Annotated in this window: 14 protein-coding genes; all 14 read left to right on the forward strand. The window is 41.9% G+C overall.

The genetic code is table 11. From position 1 onward, the window contains the following. The first annotated feature begins 36 nt into the window (after positions 1–36). Positions 37–2,943 carry a glycosyl hydrolase family 18 protein gene (locus K6Y21_RS15175; RefSeq protein ID WP_233072708.1) on the forward strand — a complete coding sequence of 969 codons (2,907 nt, stop codon included), beginning with the start codon at positions 37–39 and terminating at the stop codon, positions 2,941–2,943. Positions 2,944–3,237: 294 nt separating this feature from the next. Beyond that, the gene (gene wecC, locus K6Y21_RS15180; protein ID WP_233072710.1) at positions 3,238–4,476 is read left to right on the forward strand and encodes a UDP-N-acetyl-D-mannosamine dehydrogenase; all 1,239 of its coding nucleotides are present in this window, start codon (positions 3,238–3,240) and stop codon (positions 4,474–4,476) included. A 321-nt stretch (positions 4,477–4,797) separates the two neighbouring features. Further along, a complete protein-coding gene (gene wecB, locus K6Y21_RS15185) occupies positions 4,798–5,937 on the forward strand; it encodes a non-hydrolyzing UDP-N-acetylglucosamine 2-epimerase (protein WP_285229752.1) in 1,140 nt (379 codons plus the stop codon). A gap of 54 nt (positions 5,938–5,991) precedes the next feature. Beyond that, positions 5,992–7,314, forward strand: coding sequence for a UDP-glucose dehydrogenase family protein (locus K6Y21_RS15190; RefSeq protein WP_233072713.1), 1,323 nt, complete (start codon positions 5,992–5,994; stop codon positions 7,312–7,314). Between the two features lie 9 nt (positions 7,315–7,323). Then, a complete protein-coding gene (locus K6Y21_RS15195; protein WP_233072715.1) occupies positions 7,324–8,148 on the forward strand; it encodes a glycosyltransferase family 2 protein in 825 nt (274 codons plus the stop codon). Then, positions 8,145–8,573 carry an acyltransferase gene (locus tag K6Y21_RS15200; RefSeq protein WP_233072717.1) on the forward strand — a complete coding sequence of 143 codons (429 nt, stop codon included), beginning with the start codon at positions 8,145–8,147 and terminating at the stop codon, positions 8,571–8,573. The genes K6Y21_RS15195 and K6Y21_RS15200 overlap by 4 nt, the downstream gene beginning before the upstream one ends. Then, on the forward strand, positions 8,566–9,024 hold the full coding sequence (locus tag K6Y21_RS15205; RefSeq protein WP_233072719.1) for a hypothetical protein: 459 nt from the start codon (positions 8,566–8,568) through the stop codon (positions 9,022–9,024). The genes K6Y21_RS15200 and K6Y21_RS15205 overlap by 8 nt, the downstream gene beginning before the upstream one ends. Continuing rightward, entirely contained in the window at positions 9,024–9,530 is a 507-nt protein-coding gene (locus K6Y21_RS15210; RefSeq protein ID WP_233072721.1) for a glycosyltransferase, read from the forward strand. Before K6Y21_RS15205 ends, K6Y21_RS15210 begins: the two co-directional genes overlap by 1 nt. Beyond that, positions 9,520–10,725, forward strand: coding sequence for a hypothetical protein (locus K6Y21_RS15215; protein ID WP_233072722.1), 1,206 nt, complete (start codon positions 9,520–9,522; stop codon positions 10,723–10,725). Before K6Y21_RS15210 ends, K6Y21_RS15215 begins: the two co-directional genes overlap by 11 nt. Next, positions 10,703–11,881: an O-antigen ligase family protein gene (locus K6Y21_RS15220; protein ID WP_233072724.1), complete on the forward strand. Its 1,179-nt coding sequence runs from the start codon at positions 10,703–10,705 to the stop codon at positions 11,879–11,881. The genes K6Y21_RS15215 and K6Y21_RS15220 overlap by 23 nt, the downstream gene beginning before the upstream one ends. Next, positions 11,868–13,781 carry a hypothetical protein gene (locus K6Y21_RS15225; protein ID WP_233072725.1) on the forward strand — a complete coding sequence of 638 codons (1,914 nt, stop codon included), beginning with the start codon at positions 11,868–11,870 and terminating at the stop codon, positions 13,779–13,781. The genes K6Y21_RS15220 and K6Y21_RS15225 overlap by 14 nt, the downstream gene beginning before the upstream one ends. A gap of 69 nt (positions 13,782–13,850) precedes the next feature. Next, positions 13,851–14,888: an acyltransferase family protein gene (locus tag K6Y21_RS15230; RefSeq protein WP_233072727.1), complete on the forward strand. Its 1,038-nt coding sequence runs from the start codon at positions 13,851–13,853 to the stop codon at positions 14,886–14,888. A gap of 100 nt (positions 14,889–14,988) precedes the next feature. After that, positions 14,989–16,416 carry a mannose-1-phosphate guanylyltransferase/mannose-6-phosphate isomerase gene (locus tag K6Y21_RS15235; protein WP_233072729.1) on the forward strand — a complete coding sequence of 476 codons (1,428 nt, stop codon included), beginning with the start codon at positions 14,989–14,991 and terminating at the stop codon, positions 16,414–16,416. Continuing rightward, positions 16,413–17,828 (forward strand): phosphomannomutase, encoded by a 1,416-nt coding sequence (locus tag K6Y21_RS15240; protein ID WP_233072731.1) that lies wholly within the window; start codon positions 16,413–16,415, stop codon positions 17,826–17,828. The genes K6Y21_RS15235 and K6Y21_RS15240 overlap by 4 nt, the downstream gene beginning before the upstream one ends. The last annotated feature ends 206 nt before the right edge of the window (positions 17,829–18,034 follow it).

Here is an 18,034-nt window from a genome sequence, read left to right on the forward strand (position 1 = left end):
TCCTGCATAAGATTGATTAGTTTAAGGAAGAACGAGATGAGTATTTCTCCTCTTGCAAAGCGTGGTTTTACGCTTAGCACACTTTCCGCTGCATGTTTGATGGCGTTTAACGCTCAAGCGGCAGATTGTTCAAATCTAGAAGAGTGGACGGCGCAAGGCGTTTACACTGGCGGCACGCAAGTTCAATTCGAAGGTTCTGCTTACCAAGCTAACTGGTGGAACCAAGGCACTAATCCTGCTGAGCGCTCTGGCGACTGGCAAGAATGGAAAGTTGTAGGTCAGTGTGATGGTGGTGTTATTCCAACAACTGAACCAACAGCAGAACCAACCATTGCTCCTACAGTAGAACCAACCGTTGCTCCTACAGTAGAGCCAACAGTTGCGCCAACAACAGAGCCAACAGTTGCACCGACTAACCCACCTGTTGACGCAATCGTTTGGGTACCGGGTCAAACTAAAGTTAGCAATGGCGATACTGTTATCCATAATGGTCTGTGTTTTGTTGCGAAAAACAGCCCTGGTTCATGGGAAACACCAGCAGCCGGCGGTAACTGGTTCTGGGACGAAGTTCCATGTAACGGCGTAGAGCCAACAGCTGAACCAACAGCTGAACCAACAGCAGAGCCAACAGCTGAACCAACAGCAGAGCCAACAGCTGAACCAACAGCAGAGCCAACAGCTGAACCAACAGCTGAACCAACAGCTGAACCAACAGCTGAACCAACAGCTGAACCAACAGCTGAACCAACTGTTGAGCCAACATTGCCGCCTGTAGGTGATGCAAGCTGTAAGCCAGCCGGTCTATACCAAACTCCAGGTGTTAACACACCTTACTGTACAATTTACGATGCTGATGGCCGTGAGAAAATGGGTGCAGATCACCCACGTCGTATCATCGGTTACTTCACTTCATGGCGTAACGGCGCGAATGGTCAACCATCATTCCTAGCGTCTGACATTCCATGGGATAGCCTAACTCACATTAACTACGCATTTGCTCACATTGATTCAAATGGCGAAGTTTCTATCGGTAATGTGAACGATCCAAACAACCCTGCGACAGGTATGACATGGGAAGGCGCTGAAAATGCGATGGATCCATCTCTACCGTACAAAGGTCACTTTAACCTACTAAACCAATACGCTAAGAAGCACGGTGTTAAACTACTTCTATCTGTTGGTGGTTGGGCAGAAACAGGTGGTCACTTCGCAGACAGTGGTCGTGTAATGGATGGTGGTTTCTACAGCCTAACTATCAAGCCAGACGGTTCAATCAACCACGAAGCGATTGCTAAATTTGCTAAATCAGCTGCTAAGTTCGTAGAAACTTACGACTTCGACGGTATTGATATCGACTACGAATACCCATCATCTATGTCTGATGCGGGTCACCCAGAAGACTGGTCTATCTCTAACAAGCACCGCGGTAAGCTATGGGGCGGTTACATGGCGCTAATGGAAGCGCTACGTGCTGAACTAGACAAGCAAGGTGAGAAAGATCAACAGCACTACATGCTAACTATCGCTTCTCCATCTTCTGGTTACCTACTACGTGGTTTCGAGGGCTTCCAAGCACTTAAATACCTAGACTACGTAAACATCATGTCTTACGACTTACACGGTGCATGGAACCACTTCGTTGGCCATAACGCGGCGCTATACGACAACGGTGTTGACAACGAAATCGCTGATGCGGGTATCTACTCTGGCGGCGACGCTAAGTACTACAACAGTCAAGGCTACCTAAACATTGACTGGTCTTACAAATACTTCCGTACTGCACTAGCGGGCGGCCGTATCAACATCGGTCTACCATACTACACTCGTGGTTGGCAGCAAGTTCAAGGCGGCACAAACGGTTACAACGGTCTAGCAGCATTCCCGAACCAAAAAGAATGTTACCTAGGTACTGGCGGTAACTTAGGTCCAGACGCGCTATCTCCAAAAGCGGGCGCGCCATGTGGTTACGGTGCTCAAGGTATCGACAACCTATGGTATGACTTAGGTCCAGACGGCAAAGAAATGTACGCGGGTGTTAACCCAATCTGGCACGTAGAGAACTTGAAACAAGGTCTACCTACTCCATACGTTGGCATCTACGGTCACGACACTTCTAAGCCAGAAGGTCAAGTACGTGGTAACTACGTTGAGTACTACGATGACGTAGCGCAAGCTTCTTACCTATGGAACGAAGAGAAGAGCGTATTCCTATCAACTGAAAACATGAAGTCTTACCAAGCTAAAGTTCAATACGCTATTGACCAAGGCGCGGGTGGTATCATGTTCTGGGAAATGGCGGGTGACTACTCAACGCCTGAGCAAAACGGTCTAGGTCACTACTACTTCGGTAGCACCCTAACGGATACAGCTTACGAAATGATCAAAACTGCTGCGCCTTACGGCATCAAAGCAGGTGATGAGAACTTCCCAGCAGCAACTGAAACCGTTGACGTAGATGTGGATCTAGTTGGTTACTTACCAAAAGGTGAAGATAACTACCCAATCCAAATCGCTGTTAAACTAACTAACAACTCTAACGTTGACCTATCTGGTGCTAAGATTGCGTTTAACGCGTCACCAGCAGTGCCAATGAATGCACAAATTGCTGATACGCTTAAGCCATACGCAGTACCAAGCGGTAACGGTATTGTTAACCTAGTTGACATGTACTCAGGCGTTAAATGGTCTGTTGATAACATTGCTGATTCAGGTCTAACAGCGGGTAACGCTGGCGGTCTATCTAACGACTTCCATCGTTTCGGTGCTCAGCTTAAAGCTGAAGGCTGGGGCGCACAACAGTGGTTACCAGGTGAGACGATTTCTATCGCACTACGTATCTACATGCCAATGCCAGTACCAACTGACTTTACATTTACTGTAGGTGGTAAAACTTACGGTCGTACAGCAGAGCAACCAAACGTACCTCAAGCAGGTGCTAAGTAATCGGTTGTGGTAAGCAGTTACTTGTTAATCGACAGCAAGTGCAAATGATATAACATGCTGCTTGCAGCATGATGTAAAAAGGCCAACGTGAGTTGGCCTTTTTTTATGCCTAATGAAACCTCAGCATCTACAGGGGTCGAGCTTGCTCGGGGAATAAGCAATAGTAGATTATCCAGGCAGCCTCAGACCCTAAAAACTGCGTGAAATATCAATCAACCCTACAAAAGCTGACTAAACTAAAACTTAGGCAATTAAGCAGTCTGCCCAATTTTCATTCGGCAAAGGGATTTGAGTATGGCGATTAAACGAGTGTGTATTGTCGGCTTAGGTTATATCGGTTTACCCACAGCAGCAGTGATTGCATCGAGAGGCCTTGAAGTCATTGGTTTAGACGTTAACCAAGCGTCCGTGGATATTATCAATGCAGGCAACATCAACATTGCCGAGCCTGACTTAGACATCATAGTAAGAGGGGTTGTCAGCACGGGTAACTTACGGGCAACCACCATCGCCGAGCCAGCCGATGTATTTATGATTGCCGTGCCCACCCCCTTCACCAAAGGCCATAAGCCCGATCTGAGTTATATCAAACAAGCCGCAGAAGAAATTGCTCCGGTATTAGAGCAAGGTAACCTGGTTATTTTAGAGTCTACCTCGCCGGTTGGTACAACCGAGCAGCTCGCGTCATGGTTAAAAGAATTAAGACCTGAGCTGACCTTTCCCCAAGACAAAGGCGAACAAGCCCAAATTAATGTTGCCCATTGCCCAGAGCGTGTATTACCTGGCTTGATCTTGCAAGAGCTAGTATCAAACGACAGGGTAATAGGTGGCTTATCAAAGACCTGTGCAGAAAAAGCCAAGGAGCTATACAAAATCTTTGTTCGCGGTGAATGTATATTAACCACAGCACGAACCGCAGAGATGGCGAAGTTAACCGAGAACTCATTTCGCGATGTGAACATCGCCTTTGCCAACGAGCTTTCGGTGATTTGCGACAAGTTAAAGATCAATGTTTGGGAGTTAATTCGCCTTGCTAATCGTCACCCTAGAGTAAATATATTAAAGCCTGGGCCAGGCGTTGGCGGCCACTGTATCGCGGTGGACCCCTGGTTTATTGTTGATAGTTGTCCAGAAGAAGCGCAACTCATTCGCCAAGCAAGGGAAACCAATGACGCCAAGCCTGATTATGTGCTTAATAAAATATGCCGCGCTGCGGATGAATTTAAACGCCCCATCATCGCTTGCTTAGGCATTACCTTTAAGCCAGATATCGATGATATTCGTGAAAGCCCTGCGCTCAATATCGTCAAACAGCTCGCAGCCAAAAATGTAGGGCAGGTGCTGGTCGTTGAACCAAATTTACAAAAACTACCGAAACCACTGGTTGAAGCTGGTCTAGAGTTATGTAGCTTAGAAGCTGCGTTTGAACAAGCCAACGTAGTGGCAGTGCTGGTTGACCATCAAGAGTTTCGAGAAACGGATAAGTCTGAGTTTGCGAGTAAGGTGGTGATAGATACGAGAGGGATTTTGTAAAATAAAAAGAAATTTTGTTGCATGCTAACATTCTTAAGTGGTTAATCTGCAGAATAAATTGAATTGTGTTTGGTTCATATGAGCCGAGTGCAGAGCCTGTAACAAATAATTCCCGCTTTTAAAGCTTGATATAATGTTCACAATCCATACAATATGCAGCTGAATTATTAGATCAAGCTCTCACTTTCGTAAAATCATAATAGTCTCACGCAAGGATGTGTGAAATCGACACTGCATCAGCAGTCCTCGTTCCAGCCAAGAGACATTTCAAACGAAACCATTACATTTATGTGATGCTGTTGAATTTTGCCTGCTATAGGGATGAGGATGTTAAAAGTATTATCAGTTTTCGGCACTCGGCCTGAGGCCATTAAAATGGCGCCTGTTGTAGAGCAGCTAAATTTGTGCCCAGATATTGAAGCCAAAGTGTGCGTCACGGCTCAGCATCGCGAAATGCTAGATCAAGTCTTAGCGCTTTTTAACATCACACCGGATTATGATTTGGATATCATGCAGCCAGGGCAAACCCTAGGCGGCATTACCAGCCGTATCTTGCTTGGGCTAGAGCCTATACTCGCCGAATTTAAGCCTGATCTGGTGCTGGTTCATGGCGACACATCAACTACCTTAGCAACGGCATTAGCCACTTATTATCAGCAGATCCCAATTGGCCATGTTGAAGCTGGGCTTCGCACTAATAACATCTACTCACCTTGGCCGGAAGAAGGCAACCGCAAGCTCACAGGTGCGCTAACAGCCTTGCATTTTGCGCCAACATCAAGCTCAGAGAAAAATTTATTAGACGAGGGCGTTGATCCTCAAAGCATTGTTGTCACTGGAAATACAGTGATCGATGCGCTGTTAACTGTAAAAAACAAGCTAAATCAAGACGCCGAGCTAACAGCCAAATTGTCACAGCAATTTCCTCAGTTGGACGAGACTAAAAAACTTATTTTAGTCACCGGCCATCGCCGCGAAAGCTTTGGAGCAGGCTTTGAACATATCTGCGAGGCCTTGGTTGATGTGGCTACAAGTCACCAAGATGTGCAAATACTGTATCCAGTGCACCTTAATCCCAACGTGCGAGAGCCTGTTAATCGTATTCTTAAGGGAATCGATAATATCCATCTTATTGAGCCGCAAGACTATTTGCCGTTTGTGTATTTGATGGATAAAGCCCACATCATCCTTACCGACTCAGGCGGTATTCAAGAAGAAGCGCCATCACTGGGGAAACCCGTATTAGTTATGCGTGACACCACTGAACGCCCCGAAGCAGTGACAGCAGGCACGGTGAAGTTAGTTGGGACGGACAAACAAGCCATAGTAGAGAATATAAAGTGCTTGCTTAGTGATAAGCAGGCATATCAAGACATGTCGCAAGCTCACAACCCTTATGGCGATGGCAAAGCGAGTCAAAGAATCATTTCGCAAATCTTAGTCACATTAAATACAAATTAATGGGTTAGATTGCGGTAAAAGAATCACAAGTTAAAAATTCAAATGGTATAAGAAATGAAAGTAACAGTATTTGGTATTGGTTATGTGGGTCTAGTTCAAGCGGCAGTGTTAGCCGATGCTGGCCACAGTGTTTGTTGTGTCGATATTGATGAAGTAAAAATTGAAAACCTAAAAAAAGGTATCATCCCGATTTATGAACCGGCTTTAACGCCATTAGTTGAAAGCAACTACCAAGCTGGGCGTTTACATTTCACAACTAACGCCGAGGAAGGCGTTAACTTTGGTGAACTGCAGTTTATTGCGGTAGGTACCCCGCCAGATGAAGATGGCTCTGCAGACTTAAAATACGTATTAAAAGTAGCTGAAACCATCGCCACACATATGCAAGCCCCTAAGGTGATTATTGATAAATCAACCGTACCGGTGGGAACAGCAGACAAGGTAAAAGCAAAAGTAGCTGAGGTATTGGCAAGCCGCGGTGAGAATATCGATTTTTCTGTGGTATCTAACCCAGAGTTTCTAAAAGAAGGGGCGGCGGTAAATGACTGTAAGCGCCCTGATCGCATCGTAATCGGAACCGATTCCAAAGACGCAGAAGAATTAATGCGTGAACTATATGCGCCTTTTAACCGCAACCATGACAAAGTCATCGTGATGGATATTCGCAGTGCCGAGCTAACAAAATATGCGGCCAACTGTATGTTAGCGACCAAAATCAGCTTTATGAACGAAATGTCTAACTTGGCAGAGCGTTTAGGTGCAGACATTGAAATGGTACGCCAAGGCATTGGCTCAGATCCACGTATTGGTTATCAATTCATTTACCCTGGATGTGGTTACGGCGGCTCTTGTTTCCCTAAAGACGTTCAAGCACTAGTGCGCTCTGCTGAAGCGATCGGTTATAACTCAGAGATTTTGAAAGCAGTCGAATCAGTAAACTACAAACAAAAGCAGAAATTATTTGAATACATTACTGACCACTTTGGCAATGATATAAAAGGCAAAACCTTTGCCCTATGGGGTCTTTCATTTAAACCTAATACCGATGACATGCGCGATGCACCAAGCCGAGTGTTGATGGAGTCTCTTTGGGCGGCTGGCGCGAAGGTACAAGCCTACGACCCAGAAGCCATGGAAGAAACCCAGCGCATTTATGGTAACAGAGCAGATTTAGCCTTAATGGGCACCAAAGAATCAGCGTTAAAAGGTGCTGATGCTTTAGTGATTTGTACCGAATGGCAAAACTTTAGAGCCCCCGATTTTGAGCTTATAAAAAGTGAGCTTAATGAAGCGATTATTTTTGACGGGCGGAACCTATTTGAGCCAAGTCGCATGAAGCAAAAAGGATTTGTTTACTTTTCTATCGGACGAAAATAAGAGCTATTTATGTTAACGGTTGTAATTCCTGCATACAACGAAGCTAATTGTATAGAGCAAACTCTATCTGAATATGAAGAGCTTGTTGGAGACCGTCTGGAAGTGATTGTTATACCTAATGGGTGTGACGATAATACTGCAGACATTGTAAGAAATCATTTTAGTAACATGAGAATGGTTGAACTTACTGAGGGTTCAAAAATTGCTGCAATTAATAAAGGCATTGAATTAGCTAGCCATAGTCACATCATGATTCAAGATGCAGATGTTGTTATTTCGAAAAGTGATGTGGCAAAGATCTTGGCGTTTATTCAGACAACAGTATACCTCTTTGCTTCACCTTTAACCCGCGTTATCGAAGATAGCAACTTTTGGGTAAGAAAGTACTACCGCTTTCTTAAGGTGACACCCGCATATCGAGCGGGTATGGTTAATTCTGGTGTTTACTTATTATCACCAAAAGCCATTGAAAAATTGGGTAACCTTCCTCGAGTAATTGCTGATGATGGATATGTGAAAGGAGTTTTGGGGCCTGAAAATGTAACCAAAATAAATGACTGTTTTTCGGTTGTAAAAACGCCAAAGAATCTCTGGTCTTTAATTAAAATTAAGACCAGAAGTAAGCTAGGTAACTTAGAGTTAAAAGAAAAGTTTGTTTCACCCACAACGGGTAAAAATGGCATATCGAGCCTTTTCAAAATTGCCTTGAAAGAAAGAATGTTATCTGACTTTCTTGTTTATATATCTGTAACTTTTTTGACTCTAATAAGAGCAAAGACTCAGTTAAATAATGCTAGGAGTATCACTTGGGAAAGGGACGAGAGCACTAGATGATAAAACGCTTTATTCATGTACATTTTCGACAGTTTATTTTGTCGTTAATAACACTTTGGTATGTACATTTTTACAAGATGAACATACATAAAAGTGTAAGAGTTTCGTTAAAAGCAAAGCTAGATAAGACGAATCCGAAAGGGGTTCATATCGATGAGGGGACATATATTGCTTTTGGAGCTGTTATTTTAACCCATGATATGTGCAGAAAAATCCATAAGGATGTAAAAATTGGTAAGAACTGCTTTATCGGCGGGAATTCTATAATAATGCCCGGAGTGGAGGTTGGTGATTGTTGCGTGGTAGCAGCTGGCGCAGTCGTGACTAAAAATGTTCCTGATGGTTCTATTGTTGCCGGAAATCCAGCAAAAATAATCCGTAGCAATATAAAAACACAAAAACTTGGTATTCTAATTGATGAATAATAGAAAAAAAATACTCGCTATCGCTTCAACTGGTGGACACTATGTCCAGCTTGGAAATATTATTAAACAAACAGGGTATCAACCTGAAGATGTTTGTCTGATTAGAACAAAAATAAGCAAAAACGATACTCCTGCAAAAGTTAATGAATTACTTGTTTCGGATATTTCTAGAGATACGCTATGGCGCCTCCCGATCATAACTTTCCAGTTAGCCTATTATCTATTAAAGTTTAAGCCTCGTTGGGTGATAACTACAGGGGCTATGCCTGGCTTGATTGCTATTTTTTTGGCTAGGATTTTTTTCATAAAAACAGTCTGGGTTGATAGCATCGCGAATACCAAGAAACTATCTGCATCGGGGAGAATAGCACAACGTTTTGCACACAAAGTGTTGACTCAATGGCCTGAGCTGACAGATAGCAAAATTGAATATCATGGTAAGGTTATTTAATGAATATATTAGTTACAGTTGGTGCACAATTGCCTTTTTCTCGTTTGATAAAGGTAGTGGATGCAATTAATGAGTCAAAAAGATTTAATGTCTTAGCTCAAATAGGTGAGGATAATGGTCATTACGAATATGTAAATGCAACTCCATTCTTAACTTCAAGTGAATATAAAGAAAAACTAGCCTGGTGTGATGTTGTTATTGCCCACGCAGGTATGGGAACGATAATTCAATGTTTAGAATTGAACAAAAAGTTGATAGTTGTCCCCAGGCTTGCTAGTTATTCTGAGCATAGAAATGATCATCAATTAGATACAATTGCTAGATTCGAACCAATGACGTCGAATTCAAGTTTATTTCGTGTTTGCACTGATATGAATGAACTAGAAAAGATATTAGTGGAAGTGTTAAGTTTGCAAAACGATGCTGATTTTTTCTCGAATAAAGCCCAAAGTGATGAAGAAAGTTTAGGTGGTTACATAAGGTCGTTGGTTGAAAATGAAATATAAACTTTCATTGCTCATTGATTCCTTACTTTCTTCAGGAACAAATTTTTTAATTACTTTTCTGTTGCTTAAACACTCAGGGGCAGCCTCTGTTGTTTCCTTTGGTGTTGCAATGACACTCTCTCTTATATTCTTATCGTTCCAAAGAACAATTATCCTAATACCATTTAATTTAAGTGATAATAAAGAAAGCCCAAACTTGATATACAACTTTCTGATCGGTTCGTTATTGCTGTTCTTGATATCGGTTATTGTTGTTTATCTTTTTCTTTTTTTTCTTGATTATTCCGATGATGCCATATTCCTAACTTTCTTTCTGTTCTCATATTTGTTTTCTCATGAGCTAGTCAGATATCTATTTATGTCTAGTAGGGGCTTCTTTTTTCCTGTTATAGTTAGTTTTTCTCTGTTCATTTCTGTTATTCAATCTGTTTTTTTTGTTGAATTAAGTGTGGAATTATTGAGTAAAAGTTATCTTTTTCTTCTTTTATTAGAGATGGTTGCAGTGCTTGGGTATTACTTAAGTCTTGATAAGAAAAGTAAGCTATATAATGTTGAGAAGAATTCATTATATTGGTTTTCAAATCCTAAGCTACTTTTGAATAGGAATTTGCAGTCGGTTTCTCAGTTATTTCTAGTCCATGCTCCATTTTTAGTGGTGTCATCATTTTTCTCTAGTAATATTTCAGCTTTTCTTTTTGTTTCTCGCTCTATCTATCAGCCTGTTCAAATAGTTATAAAGTCACTTGAAGCTGTAGATCAAAGGACTCTGTCAAGTATCTCTTCTGGAGTTGTTGGTTTTGTTAATAAGATATCTTGTAAGTATCTATCAATTTCATTTTTCTCCTCGCTACTTTGCTTTTTCATTGGCTATTTTATGCTAGAAAATTTTTACGAGCCAGCATTGATTCCGCCAATACATGACCTGATATTTTGGATGGTTATCTTTATCTCTTTGAGTTTGATTCGTTCAGTAGAAATGCTGCTCATTAAAGATGGGTTATATTTTTATATGAACTCTTCATATTTTGTAACAGGTTTTGTTGTTGTCGTAGTTCTTTTTCTAATGAAAGCTTTTGGTCTTTACAATTTTATGACGCCTTCTTTTATTATCATGTTGGGATGGCTGGCCTTGTTGGTAATGCTGTTTTTATATTACAAAGTGAATTATATCAATGTGCAGAATAAGAATAGTTAATTTGTTGTTTTTTTGTGTCTTTTTTGTTTTTTCATTATTCGTCTTTAGAATAAGAGAGTACGGTAGCAGTGATGTCGATTTTCAAATTGTCTTTAGGCTTGTTGCTTGGTTTGGCGGCAGTACTATAGCGGCTCTGTATTTTTATAAGTTTGGGTTCAAAGTTGTCAGCAATCATGAGTTGCTGCTGATCTCATTTTTGCTTTTAGCTTTAATTATGCTTCCTTTTTCAATGCTTCCATTTCGAAGCTTTGTTGTCCTTCTTTCTTATACATCATTTTATTTGTATATAAAATATGTAAAGAGCAGGTTTGGTGATGAGTATTTGCTCTATTCAGTATCCGTTGCATTTTTTTTGGTTATATGTAGTTCCTACTTTTATTATGTTGCTCTGCCTGATCTTGGTCGCCACATATATTGGTTGAATGATGTTCTGTATGTCAGCCCTAGAATGAGTGGAGTCTTTTCAACCTCGAATGCTATGGGAGGGTTCTGTGCAGTCTATGGTATTTTTCTTATCTATTCTTACAAACAAGGGGTTTTGAAGAAAAACTTCTTTGTTGTTGCATTTGTACTTTGTTTAATTGCACTATTATTGAGTAATAGTAAAACTGCATTAGCTTCTTTCTTAATCTCCTCCCTGTTTCTTTTTAAAAGAAATAAGCTAATATCTTTTCTGCTTTTACTTGGGAGCTTTACTTTTTTAACAATTTTGGTTTACGCAATATATGACTTCACCGGTTTTCTAACATCGATTTCTCGTCATGGGGATCCAGAGGAGGTTCTCACTTTCACGGGAAGAACTTATATCTGGCCAGCTGTATGGGATATGGCTCTAGAAAGACCGCTCAGTGGTTATGGTATTGGAGTGACATCTCTTGCTATTCCTACTCTCGCAGATAGTATCGGTTATACACCAGCACACGCTCATAATTTAGCACTTCAGGCTTTTTTCAGTCTAGGGCTAGGTGGCTTAATATGTATAATTGCTATTCTTATTTATAACCTTGTCTGTAGAACTAGGAATAGACTAAGTAATGCTATGGCTGTTTACATATTTATTACGTCTCTATTCGAAGCTTCATTTCTATCAGGTATTGCTGGTTACTCTATTATTCCTTTAATATTTATGGTGCTTTGTAAAAATGATGAAAAATAAGTTGTTATTGTCCTTGTGCCTTGTCACTCCCTTTGGTTTTGCTGCCGGTGTCAGTGATTACAATTTGGTATTAGCTGCAGGTCAATCATTAAGCGTTGGCCATACTAACGTTGAGCTAAACCCTCAAATTAATTACGGTCCAGTAAATAAAGATAAAGTATTTTTATTTACTGGCGTTAGAGCAATCGGCCCATACAGTAATCAAAAGCTGTCTAGTAGTGATGTGACCTCTCTCGTTCCGCTTGAAGAAAAAACCAGAGAAACACACGCCTATGCCATGTTTGCTAAGCTTGAAAAGCTTTACAAGTTAAACAATCTTGATTTTCCAAAGTTTGTTTACGCTCCACATGCTCGAGGCGGGAAAAAAATTATTGATTTGGCCTATGGTACAGAGCCGTTCCAGAATGGTGAAACAATGATAAGTGCGGCAGAAAACTTGACTGCTGCAAGCGGTGAACAATTTAATGTACCATTTATGACATGGATACATGGCGAGTCAAACGCAAAGACTAATCCAGAAGAGTACAAGACAGATTTAAGAAAGTTACATAACTCTTACAAGCAAGTTGTGAGTAACACAAGCTCTGAAACTAAAACTCCTCTGCTTTTTATGGACCAAACGGGAGTGAGTTACGGTCATGATATCGCCATTGCATCTTGGGAGTTTGCAAACGATTATCAAGAAGCTGTATTAGTAACTCCAAAGTATCATCTAAACCGTTTATACTACAACTCGAATACTGATAGAACTCATCTAAACCCTAAGGGGTATATATTGCAAGGTGAGTATTTTGCTAAAGCCATATATAGTACCTTAGTACAAAATAAGCGATGGAAACCCTTACAGCCGGAATCTATATATGTAAATAATAATGAAGTTAGCATCACTATGCATGTGCCAGAAGGTAATATGGTGATTGACACAAGTACGTTACCTGAAGCTCCTGGCTACGGATTTAGATATATTACGGTAGACAATAGAGAATTAATTCCTTCTGTATCAATTGACAAGAAAACGATCAAACTTGTCTTTAATGAGAAAATCGAAGTTGGCGGACGTATTGATGCAGGCTTTACTGCCAATGATAGATCTCTGACAGGTAATCAAAAAACACCTTTGACTAACATTAGAGATACTTCATCAGTGTTATCATCCATCGATGATACTCCATTACATAACTGGATGGTGCAATTTGCATTTGATGTTACGGCGATCACTCCTGGAATGGCCAATAATATCGATGTTCCACACGCCTCAAATATTTGGACTTTCGGTGACCTGTCTGCCAATAATGTGGCTCCTTTTAAACTATTAGCTGGAAATTATGAAAAGAATAATTTCGAAAGTGCATTATATCGCGTCAGTTTTAAGGCTAATGTAAGAGAAGGGGTCGCACTATTCAGTATCGGTGATAAGTCTTATCCAGTACAAGAATCCGGTGAGTACACATTTGTAACAAATCTTTGTGAGCCTAGTAGAGAACGACTAGCTGTACTTAACTCTTATAAAAACTTTTCTGGTGTTCTCCATAATATACAACTGAAACCAATTTACTTAGGCACTAGCTTAAATGGCTCAAATGAATCTGTTGTAGGTAGTAATATTTGGCCTAATTCAATAGATATAACAAATTTTGAGTCAGACCCATACTCATTAATTGGTGGTAGTCATTTAAAGGCAGGCTTAACACATTCATTATATTTGCTTAGCTATGATGCGAGTGTTGATACCGGAGAAGCGCTTATAAATGTTGGCGACTATCAACATAGAGTAAATAGTACCGGTTTGTTCACAGATATAGTTCCAGTTTGTAATCCGAGTTATAGTAGGTTAAGATTTCAATCGGGTAGGCTTGGTTTTACTGGTACTATTTTAGATATTAACGTAACGGAAATTTAATTTTTTAGCAAACCCAGTGCGATATTCTATGTCGTGCTGGGTTTTCTAATTTCTTTCTTGGAACTTTAAATGCTTAATTCCTTTAATCACTTTAGGGCTATTGCAATAATATTTATTGTGGCTGGTCATTCGTTCTATGTCAATGGGATGGTTTTTGATAGTTTCTTCAGTATTCTGATAAAAAATCTAATTTCTGGTGGTACAGCTTTATTTGTTTTTATATCTGGTTTTTTGTTTCATTATGTTTTTTTTAAAAAGTTTGAGTATAAGAAGTTTATTATTTCTAAAGCTAAAAATGTAATGTTGCCTTATCTTGTTCTTGGTTTTCTTCCTATTTTTATTTTGGTTTACAAGGGGAGTGAAGATTTCGGTGGATACTTCTCCCCACACGGTGATGACTTTTTTTCAATGTATATTATACCTGCTATAAAGTACGTTTTTTCCGGTCGTTTTCTTACTGCATATTGGTATATTCCTTTTATAGTGGTTGTTTTTATTATGTCACCGCTACACATGGTTTTTATTAGGAAGAGTTTGGTATTTCAACTTGTTTTTGTTTTTTTTCTTTCTTTGATTGCTGTGTTTCTTCACAGGCCCGTAGATAATATTGAGGTTTTTCAGAGTGTGATGTATTACACCCCAGTTTACCTGATTGGAATTATGGCGTCGATTTACAAAGAAAAGGTGTATGATTTTCTTCATGGTAAAGATTTAGTTCTATTGTTTGTTGTTTTGTTTTTTGCTTCTTTTCAAACTTTTATTGGTGATATTGGTAATTACCATAAAAAGCCTTTTGAATTTGGGGGGGGTGATTTAATGTTTTTTCAAAAGTTGATTTTATGTTTCTTCTTTATGGTCTGGTTAAATAAGTTTGAAAAGTACAATAATCGATATGTACATTCTGTCGCTAGTACCAGTTTTACCGCTTTTTTCCTTCACCCATTTATTTTATGGTTTGTTGGTAAATTAAGTGGTGGTTCTTTGGCGCATGATTCTTGGCTATTGTTCTCTTTGTTTGTGTTTTTTACTCTAGTTTTCTGTATAATAATTGCAAAAGTTACTAAAAAAATCATACCTAGTTACAGTAGATACATCATAGGATATTAAACTTTTTAAGGTGCTCTATTACTTTCTCCTATGATTTTTTCCATTCTGCACAATACTAGTCTTTAATTAACATAATCATCCAACGGATCTGGAGTGTGTTATGTTACTTCCTGTGATCATGGCTGGCGGCTCGGGCACTCGCTTGTGGCCGCTTTCTCGAAAGCTACATCCTAAACAGTTCCTATCATTATACGGTCAAGCCACTATGCTGCAGGCAACGGCGGGGCGTTTGGCTGGGCTTGCGCATCAAGCGCCGCTGATTATTTGTAATGAAGAGCACCGTTTTACGGTTGCGGAGCAGCTTCGGCTTGCTGGCCTATCTCATAGTGGGATTTTGCTCGAGCCAGAGGCGAAAAATACCGCGCCTGCGTTGGCTTTGGCAGCGCTGCAGGCGTTGGCGAAACACCCAAATGACGACCCCTTGTTACTGGTGTTGGCGGCCGATCATGTGGTTAAAGATGAGGCTGCATTTTGCCAAGCGGTGAGCCAAGCCATTGATGCTGCAAACGCTGATCAATTAGTGACCTTTGGCATAGTGCCGGATCACCCTGAGACGGGATATGGTTATATTAAGCGCGGCGAGCGGGCGGCTTTTGCTGCTGGTGATATTTATCAAGTGGCCGAGTTTGTCGAGAAACCGGATCTTGCCACGGCCAAAGCTTATGTGGATTCGGGCCAATATTCGTGGAACAGCGGTATTTTTCTGTTTAAAGCCAGTGTCTTTCTTAGTGAGCTTGAAAAATACAGTCCGGATATTTATCTCGCTTGCGTAGCGGCGATGCAGGCCCCCACTGAAGATGTTGATTTTGTTCGCATTGATGCCGCCGCATTTGCTGCAAGTCCAGAAGATTCGATTGATTATGCGGTGATGGAGCAAACCAAGCAGGCCGTGGTGGTGCCCATGTCTTGTGGTTGGAGTGATGTGGGCGGTTGGTCGGCATTGTGGGAGGTCTCTGATAAGGATGAGCGCGGCAATGTGTTTCGCGGCGATGTGCTCGATATCGATTCCAAGGATTCTTATATCTATGCGCAAGAAACCTTAGTTGCCAGCATTGGCCTAAAAGATACCATAGTGGTGAAAACCAAGGATGCGGTATTGGTGGCGGATAAGTCTCGCGTGCAAGAGGTTAAACACTTGGTTGAGAGCCTAAAAGCCAGTGAGCGCAGTGAGGTGCTACATCACCGTGATGTGCAGCGCCCTTGGGGTAAGTATGATTCCATTGATACCGGCACACGTTTTCAGGTCAAGCATATTACCGTTAAACCGGGCGCGAAACTCTCGGTGCAAATGCATCATCATCGCGCCGAGCATTGGATTGTGGTTTCGGGCACGGCTAAGGTAACCAATGGTGAAAATACCTTTTTGCTTAGTGAAAATGAGTCGACCTATATCCCTATTGGCACTATTCACGCGTTAGAAAACCCCGGTAAGGTGCCCCTTGAATTAATTGAAGTTCAATCAGGCACTTACTTAGGTGAGGATGACATAGTCCGCTTTGAAGACAGATATGGCAGGGCGGGCTCATGAGTGCGCAGCAAATCATCAACGATAGTGGCATTGCCTTTGGCACTAGCGGCGCGAGGGGCTTAGTTAAAGATTTTTCCGCGCCGGTTTGCGGTGCTTTTACCTTGGCGTTTATTGAGGTGATGCGGGCAAGCTATACGTTCAATCGCATTGCGATAGCCATTGATAATCGCCCCAGCAGCCCTGAAATGGCGCTGGCTTGCATGGCGGCGGCCAATTCACTTGGCTTAGCCGTTGATTATTATGGTGTGCTGCCAACGCCGGCGCTTGCACTCACTTCTATGGCTGATCGGGTGCCGGCGATCATGGTAACCGGCAGCCATATACCCTTTGATCGTAATGGCCTTAAGTTTTATCGCCCCGATGGTGAAATATCTAAGCAGGATGAGCAAGGTATGTTAGCCGTGACTACGGCGCTTCCCTCCATGGTGTTACAAGGTTTACCGCCTAGCGATGACCGAGCTGAGCAAGCCTATTTAGCGCGAAATTTAACTATTTTTCCGCCTCACTTTTTAACCGGCAAGCGCATTGGCATTTATGAGCACTCTAGCTCAGGGCGTGATTTATACGCCAATCTGTTTGAGCAATTGGGCGCGACGGTTATCAGCCTAGGCCGCAGTGACAGCTTTGTGCCTATCGACACCGAAGCGGTGGGCTTAGCCGATATTGAAATGGCGCAAGATTGGCAGCGTGAACATCAACTTGATGCGATTTTCTCGACCGATGGCGATGGTGACAGGCCATTGCTGAGCGATGAAACCGGCACCTATCTGCGCGGCGATATTTTGTGCTTGCTGGCGGCGCAATACCTGCAAATTGAAGCCCTTTCGGTGCCGGTCAGTTGTAATAGTGCGATTGAGGTATGTAGCGCGTTTAAGCAAGTTGCGCGTACTAAAATCGGCTCGCCTTATGTTATTGCGGCTTTTGATGAATTGAATCATGGATATAAGCGCGTGGCTGGGTTTGAAGCCAATGGTGGCTTTTTGTTGGCAACGGATATTACCTTAGGTGGTAAGCCGTTAACTGCGCTGCCAACGCGCGATGCGTTATTGCCTGCGTTAGCTGTATTGGCAATGGCGGGTAAGCAGCCTGTTTCGAGCTTGCTAAAAGAGTTGCCAAGTATTTATACCGCCAGCGATAGATTACAAAATTTCCCGCGTGAGCGCAGTTTAGTGATTGTTGAACAAGGCATTAAAGCGCCTGAGCAACTATTGGCCATCTTGGGATTAGCTGAGTATCAAGTTGAGCAAGTGGATACCACAGACGGGCTAAGGATCACCTTAAATAATCAAGAAGTGGTGCACCTGCGGCCCTCGGGTAATGCACCAGAGCTGCGTTGCTATGGCGAGGCGAGCTCACAAGTCAGAGCCATGCAACTCGTGGTGCAATGTTTAGGGGCGATTAGTCAGGGCTAGGTATTTTGTGTGGCTTTGGGACCGGAGCTTGCTCTGGGGATCGTTTCGGGTATGCGTTGATTATCGCAGCATGACTGCTGCTCCTTGTATGTTGTAACCAAACATATTTACTATTGAACCAGTTCCGGGGAAGCCGCCCGCTCCTTGAAGCAGAATCCGTTCTGACTTCGTCTGTAGAGGGGCTCCCCACCTCATTGTTCAGCTCG

Source organism: Motilimonas eburnea, assembly GCF_021295345.1.
In the GTDB taxonomy this organism is placed as follows: Bacteria; Pseudomonadota; Gammaproteobacteria; order Enterobacterales; family CBDFNC01; genus Motilimonas; species Motilimonas eburnea.